This window comes from Caproiciproducens galactitolivorans, assembly GCF_004768785.1.
GTDB classification, from domain to species: Bacteria; Bacillota; Clostridia; order Oscillospirales; family Acutalibacteraceae; genus Caproiciproducens; species Caproiciproducens galactitolivorans.
Genome location: NZ_SRMQ01000004.1, coordinates 38,662 through 51,212, shown reverse-complemented (window position 1 = coordinate 51,212; position 12,551 = coordinate 38,662). Strand labels below are relative to the sequence as shown.

Here is a 12,551-nt window from a genome sequence, read left to right as displayed (position 1 = left end):
TCATTAATCCTCCTTTACCGCATGGAACGCGCAGGCGCTGACGCACGCGCCGCACTTCACGCACTTTGCGCTGTCAATGACAAACGGCGATTTAATTTGCCCGGTAATCGCCCCTGCGGGACAATTTCTGGCGCACTTTGAACAGCCCTTGCACAGGGCGGGATCTATGTAAATCTTCCTCAGCTTCTGGCAGGTTTTCGTCGGGCAGACTTTGTCGTTAATATGCGCGTCGTACTCGTCGCGGAAATACTTGATCGTGCTGAGTACCGGCAGCGCCGCAGATTTGCCCAAGCCACACAGCGCAGTTGCCGAAATGGTTTCCGCAAGTTCTTCCAGCAGTTCAACGTCGCCCGGCTGGCCGTTTCCGGCGACAATCCGCTCCAGAATTTCCAGCATGCGCTTGGTGCCTTCACGGCAGGGCACGCATTTTCCGCAGGATTCATTCTGGGTAAAGCTCATGAAGAAGCGGGCAACCTCCACCATACAGGTGTGTTCATCCATAACAACCAGTCCGCCGGAGCCGATCATGGCGCCGACCTTTTTCAGGTTGTCAAAGTCCAGCGGCAGGTCAAGGTGTTCCTTCGTAAGACATCCGCCGGAAGGACCACCGATCTGCACGGCTTTGAATTCGGCACCGTCCCGCATGCCGCCGCCGATATCGTAGATGATTTCACGCAGGGTAGTTCCCATCGCCACTTCAATCAAGCCGGTGTTCACGATGTTGCCGGTCAGGGCGAATGCCTTGGTTCCCGGGCTGTTTTCCGGGCCGATGGAACGGAACCACTGCCCTCCGTTCAGGACAATCGCCGGAACGTTCGCGTAGGTTTCCACGTTGTTCAATACCGTCGGGCTGTCGTAAAGGCCATGCTCAACCGTACGGGGCGGCTTTACGCGCGGCATACCGCGCTTGCCCTCGATGGAAGCGGTCAGCGCGCTGCCCTCGCCGCAGACGAACGCGCCCGCGCCGCGGCTAATTTTTATATCGAAGCAAAGGTCAGTCCCTAAAATATGGTCGCCCAGGATACCGAGCTCACGCGCCTGCTCAATGGCGATGCCGAGGCGCTTTACCGCGAGCGGATACTCCGCTCGGACATAGATATAGCCCTGCTTCGCGCCGCAGACGTATGCCGCGAGGATCATGCCCTCCAGCATCTTGTGGGGATCGCTCTCCATCACGCTACGGTCCATAAACGCGCCGGGGTCGCCCTCGTCGCCGTTACAAACAATGTATTTCTCCTTCGCCTTCTGCCGTTTTACCTGCGACCATTTGCGCGCGGTCGGGAATCCGCCGCCGCCGCGCCCGCGCAGGTTGGAAATTTCAACTTCGCGCAGCACTTCTTCCGGCGTCATTTCAAACAACGCCTTTTCCAGCGCGGTGTAGCCGTCTTTCGCTATGTACTCGCCGATGGAGGTTGCGTCAATCTGCCCGCAATGCTCCAACACCACGCGCTTCTGCATTTTATAGAACGGAATGGATTCCTGATGTTTGTGGGTTTCGTCCCCTTTGTGGTATGTCAGCCGCTCAACGCAGGTATCGCCAACCACGCTGGTTTCCAGAATCTCTTCGCAGTCTTCGGGCTTTACTTTTACGTACAGGTAGCCTTTCGGCTCAATGCGCACCAACGGGCCCATTTCGCAGAAGCCGTGGCATCCGCTCTTTTTCACGCCGATGGGGTCGCCTTCCGGCTCATGCTCCAGGTCAACCACGCAGTTGATTCCTTTTTCCTGGATCAGCTTCATAAAGGTATCGTACAGCTTCAGCGAACCGTTTGCCACGCAGGCGGTTCCGGCACAGATCAGGATTTTTACTTTCTGGCGGTCCAACCGCTCCTTGTAAAGCGCGCGGAGGTTTTGCAAATCTTCACGGGATTTAAGCATCAATCGTTCCCTCCTTCAGCCCTGTCAGAAGCTCCTTCACTTTATCCGGAGACATCATTCCCATTACCTTATCGTTCACCGTCAATGTCGGGGCAAGCCCGCAGGCGCCAAGGCAGGAAACCGTTTCCACCGTAAAAAGAAGGTCGTCCGTCGTTTTTTTTGAAGGGGAAAGCCCCAGTTCGCTGCGGAGCTGCTCAAGAATAGCCGTCGACTTGCGGACATGGCAAGCTGTTCCGTCGCAAACCTTAATGACATATTTTCCCTTTGGTTCCAGCGAGAAATTCTCATAAAAAGTCGCTATGCTGAAAATCTGCGCTTCGCTGATTCCCAGCTTGCTCGAATAATAGGGAAAAACGCACCGGGGAAGATAATGATACACCTCCTGTGTATCCTGAAGAATGGCAATTATGCTTCCGGGATCATACTGATACTTTTCCAGTATCTTGTCTAATTGGATTACGTCACACACCGATTCCAATTGGAACTCTCCTCTCATATAATTTGTCCCTACAGGAGCTGACGGGCTATGCCGCCGTTGCTATTAATGTTAAAAATATATCATATTGTTATTTTTTTGTCAATGCATAGACAAGCGGATTTTTAGGGGAAATTTTGTACTTGTTCCCCATAATCCTACTACAACGGATGAAAACGAAAGAAAGAGCGGAAAAGAAAGCAATAACTTTCTTTTCTTTGGAAATTCAGGTTAAAATCTTTAATTTTTTCAAGAGCAAATAGCACAGAATCAGCGCTGCAAAAAGGATAACCCCGCAGACCAGCGCGGACACCTGCCCCTCGTAAAACGGCGACGTTGCCAGAACCGCCAAAATCAGCACCGCTTCCAGGAAGCAAGTAAAGGGATAGCCCGGTGCTTTGTAGCGCAGCTTTTCCGGATTTTCCCGAAGCGTTTTTCTGCGGTAAAAATAGTGGGTGACGGAAATCGTCAGCCAATTGAACATGGCCAGAAAGCCGCTGGCGGTCGCGAGCAGGACAAAGACCTTCTGCGGAAGCCAGTACGATAAAACCGCTGTGAAAAGCAACGCCACGCTGCTTACAACCAGCGCGTAAACCGGCACGCCGTTTTTGTTATTTTTGAGGAAAATTGCCGGAGCCTGCCGGCCGCGGCTGAGGGAATTCAGCATGCGGGACGAGCTGTACATCGAGGAATTCAACCCGGAGAGCGCAGCGGACAGGACAATAAAATTCAGGATGCTGTCGGAAAACGGGATTTTCAAACGGTTGAGGACGGTGACAAACGGGCTGACCGTCGGGGACAGCGTATCCCACGGAATCAGCAACACGAGGAAGAGCGCAGAGATGCTGTAAAGCAGAATGACAACGGCATTAATAATAAAAATCGCGGCAGGCGCATTTCGAGCCGGGTCTTCTGTTTCCGCGATGGCAAGGCCGATGATTCCCGTTCCCGTAAAGGAAAACATCACCATAATCATGGAAGCGAACACGCCGTTTACACCTTTCGGCAAGAAGCTTTCCCACGACGCAAACGGGCGGTTCACCACGGAGAATCCCGGGACGAACCCAAGCAGAACGGAAAAACCGAAGAGGATGAAGAAAACCAATGCGATCACCTTTACCGAAGCCAGAATCATTTCGATTTCACTTAATCCTCTTACATCCTTTAGATTAATCCCCGTCATGACGACCGCATAGACGAGGCAGAATATCCAAAGCGGCACGTTTGGGAACCAGAAGCTCGTGAAAACGGCGGCCGCGGCAACTTCGCTCGCCATTCCCAGAACGCCGCTGAACCAGAACATCCAGCCGTTCACAAAGCCGATCCACGGTCCGAAGATTTCGGAGGCGTGAACCCGGAACGCGCCCGGCGCCGGATGGATCACGCACATTTCCGTAATGAACATGACCTCCAGCGCCATGATGAACCCGCCGAAAAGATACGAAAGAATCGCAGCCGGCCCCGCGACGGACAAAACCGTGGAACTTCCAAGGAACAGGCCCGAGCCGATAATATTCCCAAGTGACATAAAAACCAGATGCTTTCTGCTAAATTTTTTATTCATGGATTTTAGCCCTCGTTTTTCATGATAATCTTCCTCTATAATTCCCGGAAAGCGGATTAATTATTGCAGAAATTGTTATTCTTAATCAAATGCAAATCCGCCGGGAACCAAAGCGGACGGCTTTCTTTTTTCCCGCGGCAAAGCCGGGGGTTCGGGCAGGGGCACAAATCTCATCAGCAGTAACGAAAAAACGGGAAAGAACCGGCAATAATTTAGCAATTTAGTTCGCTAAAATTTCTTGACGGGTTCCGGCAAAAATTCTATAATATAAGGAATAACATCCAAGTAAATTTATTGAGGTGAATGCATTGATAAGCGGAGCGGAAATCATGGTAGAATGCCTAAAAAGCGAGAACGTGCAGATTGCGTTCGGGTACCCCGGCGCGGCCATCTGCCCTTTCCTAGACTACCTATACCGCTCACCGATCCGGCACATTTTGGTGCGCGAGGAACAGAACGCCGCCCATGAAGCCAGCGGCTACGCAAGGGCGAGCGGAAAACCGGGCGTCTGCATTGCGACAAGCGGCCCCGGTGCCACCAACATGATTACCGGTATTGCTACGGCGTACATGGACTCTGTCCCCCTGATCGCCATTACCGGTCAGGTCAGTTCCGAACTGCTTGGCCGCGACGTGTTTCAGGAAGCGGACATCACCGGCGCATGCGAGCCGTTTACCAAACATTCTTATTTGGTAAAAAACGCCTCGGACCTGCCGCGGATTTTTAAAGAAGCGTTCCACATTGCCTCTACTGGACGCCCCGGTCCGGTGCTGATCGACGTTCCGGTCGATATTCAGCTTTCTAAAGTCCCAGAATTTATCTATCCCCAGCGCGCGGAAATTATCGGCTACAAGCCGCGCACACAGGGACACGCCATGCAGATTAAAAAGGCACTTGCCGCCATGCAGGAAGCAAAGCGCCCGGTTCTGGTCTGCGGGGGCGGTGTCGTGCTGGCGGGCGCGCGGAATGAACTGGTCGCGTTCGCGAAAAAAAGCGGCATCCCCGTCGTTTCCACCATGATGGGCATTGGCGTGGTTCCGATGGACAGCCGGCTGTATCTTGGCATGATCGGCATGCACGGGCACAAAAACGCAAACCGCGCCGTAAGCGAAGCCGACCTTGTGATCCTCTGCGGCGCGCGAGTGGGCGACCGGGCGGTTTCCGCCCCGGAACAAATGGCGGAAAAGGCAAAAATTATCCATATTGATATTGACCCTGCCGAAATCGGCAAGAATATGACCGCCCATATCCCCATTGTGGGCGATATTCGGCTGGTGCTCCGCGATTTTGCCGAGCAGTCCAATGTTTCCGTGCCGCAGGAATGGATTGACACCGTCCTGCGCTATAAAGACGAATATAAGCCAGTCGGCGAACCGGACAGCCAAAGCGGCTTTGTGGAGCCGCGCTCCTTTATGCGTTCGCTTTCCTCCATGATGGAGGAAGACGCCATTCTGACCGCCGACGTAGGGCAGAACCAGATATGGGCCGCGCGCAATTTCAACGTAAAGGAAGGCCGTTTCCTCACTTCGGGCGGGCTCGGCACCATGGGTTACGCGCTTCCCGCCGCCATCGGCGCAAAGCTGGCGAAGCCGCACCGGCAGGTTCTGTGCATCTGCGGCGACGGTTCCTTCCAGATGGCGATGTGCGAGCTTGGCACCGTCTGCCAGTACGGCGTCAATATAAAAATCATCCTGATGCAGAACGACCGTTTGGGCATGGTTCGCGAAATTCAGGAAAAAAAGTACGGCAGCCGCTATGTGCTGACAGTCCTGGAGGGCAATCCGGACTTTGTGAAGCTGGCGGAAGCCTACGGAATCCGCTGTGCGCTTGCTTCCTCCAACGAGGAAGCCGAAAAGCTTGCGGCGGAAATGCTCAAATCCGACAAAGCGTTTATACTGGTGTGCCGGGTGGATCCCGACGCGCCGACGATATAGGAGGCGGCTGAATGAAATATACCCTTTCCGTTTTAGTTGAAAACCAGCCGGGCGTCCTTTCCAAGGTTTCCGGCCTGTTTTCCCGCCGCGGCTTCAATATTGACAGCCTCGCTGTCGGGATTACGGAGGATCCCACCATTTCCCGCATCACCATTGTGGTGAACGGCGACGAATACCTTGTGGAGCAGGTGGAAAAGCAGCTCAACAAGCTGATACCCGTCATTAAGGTGAAGGTTCTGGAACCCGGCCGCTTCATAAGCTGCGAGCTTTCGCTGATCAAGGTAAGCTGCAACACCAAACAGCGCGCGGAAATTATGAAAATTGCCGAGCTGATGCAGGCGCAGATTGTCGACGTTGCCACCACTTCGCTGACGCTCCGCCTGTGCGACAATGACGAACGCACCCAGACACTCATCAGCCTTTTAAGGCCGTACGGCATTAAGGAAATCGTCCGTGCCGGCACGCTCGCCATTGAAAAAGGCGCCACCACCACAAAAAAGAAGAATCCTTAAACCGCCAACCAATGCTTGAGCATTTTCGCTTAAGTATTTCGTTAATATTTTGCCGTAAGGCCAGGAGGAATTAGAAATGCCAAAAATCTATTACCAAGCAGATTGCGACATCAATTTGCTTAAAGGGAAGACCGTTGCGATTATCGGCTATGGCAGCCAGGGCCACGCCCATGCGCTGAACCTGCGTGACAGCGGTGTAAACGTAATTGTCGGCCTTTACGAAGGCAGCAAGAGCAAGGAAAAAGCAGAAGCCGCCGGCTTAAAGGTTCTCAGCGTCGCAGAAGCGACGAAGGCCGCCGATATTATTATGATTTTGATTCCGGACGAGCGTCAGGCCGATATGTATAAAAAAGACATTGCCCCCAACCTTACGGAAGGCAAGGCAATCGCTTTCGCGCACGGCTTCAACATCCATTACGGCCAGATTCAGCCGCCGAAGAATGTCGACGTATTTATGATCGCGCCGAAGGGGCCAGGCCATACCGTCCGCAGCGAATACACCGCGGGAAAAGGTGTTCCGTGCCTGATCGCCGTGGCGCAGGACTACACCGGCCATGCGCATGATCTCGGGCTTGCCTACGCCGCCGGGCTCGGCGCCGCAAGAGCCGCCGTTATGGAAACCACCTTTAAGATTGAAACTGAAACCGACCTGTTCGGCGAACAGTGCGTGCTTTGCGGCGGTGTAACCGCTTTGATGCAGGCCGGCTTTGAAACGCTGGTCGAAGCAGGCTACGCACCGGAAAACGCTTATTTCGAGTGCATCCATGAAATGAAGCTGATCGTAGACCTGATCTACAGGGGCGGCTTCTCCCTCATGCGCTACTCCATCAGCGACACCGCGGAATTCGGCGATTACGAAACCGGCAAGCGCCTGATTACGGAAGAAACAAAGAAAGAAATGAAGAAAGTCCTCTCCGAAATTCAGGACGGCACCTTTGCCAGCAAGTGGATTGCCGAAAACAAGAACGGCCGTGCGCACTTCAACGCATGCCGCCGCATTGCCGCAAGCCACCAGCTTGAGGAAGTCGGCAAGGAGCTTCGCAAAATGTATGCGTGGAATGACGATCCGATCGACTAATCCGCGCCCAGCATTCGTATAATCAAAAGAACGGTATCCGCCGTGTCCGTTTTCAGACACCGGTTGGCAAAACCCCGGTTAAGGGGGCGCCTGGCGTCTGGGAACGGGGCGGCGGCATTTTTGGCCCATGCGCAATGCCGGCGGAGCACCTTTTCTATCTAAATCTTAATTTTGGGTTTAGGGCACAAACAAGAAAAATTTGAATATAAATATGATATCGCTTTACAAACGGATACTTTTTACAGGGGGATTTCTATGTGGAATAGAACCATTCTAAAATCGAACGCAAAAATTGCACTCACCGGGCGTTATTGGGTGGCTTTCGCTGTTTCGCTTCTGACAAGCCTGCTCGGCGGCGGGTACAGCTTTCTGACAAAAGGGATCCATATGGCTTGGACTTTACCTCCCTACGGAGATATTCTTCTTATGATATTCGTTTCCATGCCGTTTGTGATCGGCACCTGCCGTTTTTTTCTGCACAATCATTTCGGCGTGACGGATTTCGGAACGGTTTTCAGCGGTTTCCAATTGAATTATTCAAACGGCGTAGGCGCCATGTTTGTTACAAACCTTTTAATCGGCCTGTGGTCCCTTCTCCTTGTAGTTCCGGGAATTATAAAAGCTTTGGAATACACTATGGTTCCCTACCTGCTGGCGGACAATCCGTCCCTTCCGGGGAGCCGAGCGCGGGAAATCAGCCGCATGATGACCAACGGGGAAAAATGGAATATCCTTGTCCTTGAGCTTTCCTTCCTCGGCTGGTTCCTGCTCGGCACGCTTTGCTTAGGTGTCGGGATTCTGTTCGTCATTCCTTACTTTAACGCAACCATGACGGAGCTTTATATTTACCTGCGCGACCGCGCGATCCAGACAAACATGCTGAATCCGGCGGAGCTTGGCCTTGTCCAGCCTGCACAGGAATACCGGCAGCCCTATCAATACTAAAAAATTCCCTCCGGTTTTTGAACTGCTTCAGATTATGCGGATAGCACAAAAAGCCCCCTATGTAGTACTTTCATTTCCCTACATAAGGAGCTTTTGTCTATTGTCCATTTTTACTGGTTCGGTTCATTTTCGCCAGAGGGCTTTGTTTCGATTTACTGCGCCTCTTCCATTAACGCACCGGAATACAGGCGGTAGCTGTCTTTCCCGCTGTCCTTTGCGTCGTAAAGCGCTTCGTCCGCATGCCGGTACAACTCTGCAAACGTAGTGCCGTCATCCGGGAAAACCGCCCCGCCGACGCTGGCGGATACCTTATAGGTTCCGTCCTCGCCCGTATAGGCGTTGCGGAACACCTCGCAGATTTCCTTCATTTTCTGGCTCAGCAGTTCCCTGGAATCCAAATCTTTCATGAAAACGATGAATTCGTCGCCACCCGTCCTGCCGATCACATCGGTTGCGCGGAAAAGGGCCTTGATTTCCGTCGCCACTTTTTTCAGAACAGCGTCGCCGAAAATATGCCCCAGCATATCGTTAATGCTCTTGAAATTATCAATATCGATAATAATAAAGCCTTGTAAAAGCTTCCGGGAGCAATCCTTCAGATGCTTCTTGATTAGTGATTCCGCAGTTACCTTATTATAGAGCTGCGTCAATAAATCCATCTGGGATTTATTTTCAAGCTGCTGGATTTTCTTCTTCTGCCGATCCGTATCGGTAATGAGGCCGATTGCACGGTACGGTTTATTCTCCTTGTCGTACAGCGCCTTCACATTCACCGTGCACCAGATATACTTGCCGCTGATGTCTTTCATGCGCACGTCAACCGGCCCGGGCTGCTTCGATTGTAGAATGGAACGGAACAGGTCATCCATAATGATCTGGTCATCCGGATGGACCTGGCGGAATTTTGGAATTTCCGAATCCGGATGCTCCTCCACGGCGGAGAATCCGAATTTGTTGGTCCAGTAAACCGTGTGGTAGATTTGATTGAGAAGAATATCCCACTCAAAAACAACCTGATTCGTTTCTTCCATAATCAGCGCATAACGTGTCTCATTCAGCTTTAACACATCGGTATCCTCCTTAATTTTTTCAATTAAATGATTAAACGACGACGCCATTTCGGCGAATTCTCCTTTATATGTACCGGAAAGCTGGGTCTGATAATCCCCTTGTTCCACCTTTACAAACGCGGCGGACATATCCCGGATCGGGTTTAAAAAACGGTTGGCCGCTAAACAGGAAAAGCCGATCATCAGGATAATAAAAATCAACAGCAAGATTATGTAAATGTTAATTATGCGCCGGATGGGATGCAGAAGCTCCTCCTGTTTAACCGCGCTTACAACGATCCAGCGGTCCCCCGCCACACTAGAGTAATATCCACATTTGTTTTCCCCGTTGACGCTGTAAAAAATAGCACCACTCGGATGTTTCTCCAAATCCATCTTTTGAAGCTGTTGGTAAAAATCGCTGTTCCCGTTCATACATTTGATATTGTCGAGCGTGTTTCCGTCGGTATCCGTAAACTGTTCGCTCGCAATATTCCCCATGGGGTCGATAATAAAGGTTCGCCCGGTTTCCATAAACGCACGGCGGCAGATCTGATCAAAATACGTCATATCAATGGTGGACTGGATGAATCCCTCGTAATTGCTTCCGGAAAAAATCGGTACGGCTACTTCGAAATACTTATGCCCCTGTAAAAAAATCGGATTCTTCATAATATTGGATATATACATTTTATCCGCCGAAAGCTCACGCATATTTTCGCCAATCGTGGAACGCGTGCCGATAATCTCGCTGTCGTCGGAAGCAATGACGATATTTTCCCGGTTCACCAGACACGACCGCTTTACGTAATTTCCCCGAGAATTTCCATCGCGGATAGCCGTCTGCCTGGAGGTCATTGTTTTCAATATATTAATCGCCATTTGACGGTATGGTTCAAGCTCGCTCTCCGACCTTCCTTCGTTCGAAAAAAACAAAAGCTCTTTCACGCCCGGTAGATCCGCCGTAACCTCCAGCGACGACTTTCTCTGCGCAAAAAACTGGTCGACAATATCCGCCGCCTGCGTGGCTTCGCTTTCGGCATTTTTCTGCAAAAACTCCGCCGTTTTACTCTGAAAGAGTGAGATACTTGATATCATAACCGTAAGCACGGGAACAATGGAAAAGGCAGCCAATAAAGAGATGAGATATTTCCGAATTTTCAAGCTTGCCTTCCCCCTTTTTTGCTTGTAAAAATTTGTAAGTTAATTATAGCAGATTATTCTCTTTATGCAATAGAAGAACGCTGTTATATTCACTAAAGATTCAATGGGCAGCTTTGGCGCAATCTACCAAAGATTTGTAACCAATACCAAAACGAAGCTCCCGTTTCCCTTCAATATTCCTCACATTTCGAACAATTTCTACATTGCTCCGCCATTTGTCATATTTGGACATTTGTTTATTTTCTTAACAAAAGTTTGCTTTCTTCTTTCTTTTACGGAGTCACAAAAGGGAGTTTCATAAACACAAATAAGAAAAAGGCGCCCGTTAAAACGGACGCCCTGAAAGCATTTTTTATTGTTAGTCCTCAGACTGTGCCTCGGGCTTCGGCCTGCCGATGTTCAAAAGTAGGTTCAGGAGAATACCGAAAATAGCCGCTGTCGCAATCGCCGGGAATTTTGCGCCGAACATGGGGATCATTCCGTCGGAAAACGCGAAGCTGCCGCCGATGCCGATAATCAAAACCGTAGCGATAACCGCGAGGTTGCGTGAATCGAACATATCGACTTTCTTACTGATCATAATGGTAATACCCTGCGAAGCGATAACGCCGAACAGGTAAATGGAAATGCCGCCGATTACCGCGTTCGGTATGGAGTAGACCGCTGCGGTCAGCGGTGTAAAGCAGGAAATAATCATGGTGATAATCGCCGCTGTAATCAGCATGGGCGTGGAAAAGTTATTCGTAATGGCCATGGTGCTCAGATTCTCGCCGTAGTTGGTGCCCGCCGGACCGCCGATTAAAGCGGAGATCATGTCGCCCAGGCCGTCGCCGACAAGGTTCAGGCCGAGCTTGTCCGAAATGGGGTACTTTTTGTCCGAGCCTTTCCGCCTTGCAAGATTATTGACGTAAATATCCAGCTGATATAGGTGCGCGGTGGATTCCGGAATCGTTGCGATTGCAATCGGCATAATGGCCGCGACCGCCGCCCAATCTGCCTTCGGCAAGGTAAAATGGGGAAGCGCAAAGCCAATTGCGGGAATGGAAAAGAGCGTTTGCGTTTCCGGGATTTTATTGAAATCACAGAAAGGGATATGGTTGACAGCACCGAGAATCAGAGCCAAGACATATCCCGTCAGAAGCCCTAGAAGAATCGGAATCTGACCCCAGGTGCCTTTCAAATATACGGAAAACAGGATAGTAGCAAGCAGCGTAACAATACAGATCGTCCAAGAAAGATTTAGTGCCAGCGCCTTGGAAGCCTCGGAAACCCCGTTCGGAAGGTTGACCGGATCGCCCAGCGCGGTTCCGGCAAGGGAAAGGCCGATCACCAGGGCGATGCTGCCGGTGATGGTTGCAGGCAGAACCTTTTCAATCGCTTCCTGCCCGAATTGCTTAATAATCAGGCCCGCCGCAATGGAAACAAGGCCGGAAAGCACGATTCCGAACTGCGCGGCGGCAATCTTGTCGTCCGCAACTGGTCCGGCGAACGCTTTCGCGCCCGTAATGGAACAGATCGCAGTAATATAGGAAAAGCTGGAGCCGTAGAACAAAGGGATTTGTCTCCCCGTAATCAGGATAAATCCAATGGTGGCAAGCCCGCTGGCAAATATCGTGGTGGACACATGAAAGCCGGTCAGAAGCGCTACCAGTACGGTTGCCGGGAACATGACGATGATCTGCTGGAAGGCGAACAGCAGGAGTTTAAAAAAAGGCGGCCTTTCATCAGGCAGATAGCCCGTTACGGTTTGTTTGGTTGACAAAAAATATCCCTCCGTATTATACTAATTATTTTTTTGCATTCTTTTTATTATATCCCATATTTCAACATAATGCAACTCTTTATCCGCTTTCATTCATTAATATTTTACATCATGATCATTGATTTTCTTTTTGAAATAGTCTAAACTATAAGGTAAGAATGACAAAATATACAAGAATCTCAATATATTA

General features: G+C 50.9%; 9 protein-coding genes. 4 read left to right on the top strand and 5 right to left on the bottom strand.

Features of this window, described 5'->3' with window-relative positions; all coding sequences use genetic code 11:
• Nucleotides 1-3: 3 nt before the first annotated feature.
• The 3 genes from CAGA_RS05955 to CAGA_RS05945 form a co-directional block, all read right to left on the bottom strand.
• Complete coding sequence (locus CAGA_RS05955; protein WP_135659071.1) at nucleotides 4-1,878, bottom strand: NADH-quinone oxidoreductase subunit NuoF; 1,875 nt, start codon at nucleotides 1,876-1,878, stop codon at nucleotides 4-6.
• Nucleotides 1,871-2,356, bottom strand: a complete 486-nt coding sequence (locus CAGA_RS05950; protein ID WP_407932278.1) for a complex I 24 kDa subunit family protein — start codon at nucleotides 2,354-2,356, stop codon at nucleotides 1,871-1,873. Before CAGA_RS05950 ends, CAGA_RS05955 begins: the two co-directional genes overlap by 8 nt.
• Before the next feature lie 223 nt (nucleotides 2,357-2,579).
• The gene (locus CAGA_RS05945) at nucleotides 2,580-3,917 is read right to left on the bottom strand and encodes an amino acid permease (RefSeq protein WP_135658891.1); all 1,338 of its coding nucleotides are present in this window, start codon (nucleotides 3,915-3,917) and stop codon (nucleotides 2,580-2,582) included.
• 308 nt (nucleotides 3,918-4,225) lie between these two features.
• Here CAGA_RS05945 and ilvB point away from each other — a divergent pair, with 308 nt between their 5' ends.
• From ilvB to CAGA_RS05925, 4 genes are all read left to right on the top strand, one after another.
• Nucleotides 4,226-5,851 carry a biosynthetic-type acetolactate synthase large subunit gene (ilvB, locus tag CAGA_RS05940; RefSeq protein ID WP_135658888.1) on the top strand — a complete coding sequence of 542 codons (1,626 nt, stop codon included), beginning with the start codon at nucleotides 4,226-4,228 and terminating at the stop codon, nucleotides 5,849-5,851.
• Nucleotides 5,852-5,862: 11 nt separating this feature from the next.
• Nucleotides 5,863-6,363, top strand: coding sequence for an acetolactate synthase small subunit (gene ilvN / locus CAGA_RS05935; RefSeq protein WP_135658885.1), 501 nt, complete (start codon nucleotides 5,863-5,865; stop codon nucleotides 6,361-6,363).
• A 76-nt stretch (nucleotides 6,364-6,439) separates the two neighbouring features.
• Nucleotides 6,440-7,441, top strand: coding sequence for a ketol-acid reductoisomerase (ilvC, locus tag CAGA_RS05930; RefSeq protein WP_135658882.1), 1,002 nt, complete (start codon nucleotides 6,440-6,442; stop codon nucleotides 7,439-7,441).
• A gap of 255 nt (nucleotides 7,442-7,696) precedes the next feature.
• Nucleotides 7,697-8,386 (top strand): DUF975 family protein, encoded by a 690-nt coding sequence (locus tag CAGA_RS05925; protein ID WP_135658879.1) that lies wholly within the window; start codon nucleotides 7,697-7,699, stop codon nucleotides 8,384-8,386.
• A gap of 152 nt (nucleotides 8,387-8,538) precedes the next feature.
• On the opposite strand, the gene CAGA_RS05920 is transcribed toward CAGA_RS05925, so the two are convergent.
• On the bottom strand, nucleotides 8,539-10,599 hold the full coding sequence (locus CAGA_RS05920) for a sensor domain-containing diguanylate cyclase (RefSeq protein WP_135658876.1): 2,061 nt from the start codon (nucleotides 10,597-10,599) through the stop codon (nucleotides 8,539-8,541).
• 358 nt (nucleotides 10,600-10,957) lie between these two features.
• Nucleotides 10,958-12,361 carry a uracil-xanthine permease family protein gene (locus CAGA_RS05915; protein ID WP_135658873.1) on the bottom strand — a complete coding sequence of 468 codons (1,404 nt, stop codon included), beginning with the start codon at nucleotides 12,359-12,361 and terminating at the stop codon, nucleotides 10,958-10,960.
• Between the last annotated feature and the right edge of the window lie 190 nt (nucleotides 12,362-12,551).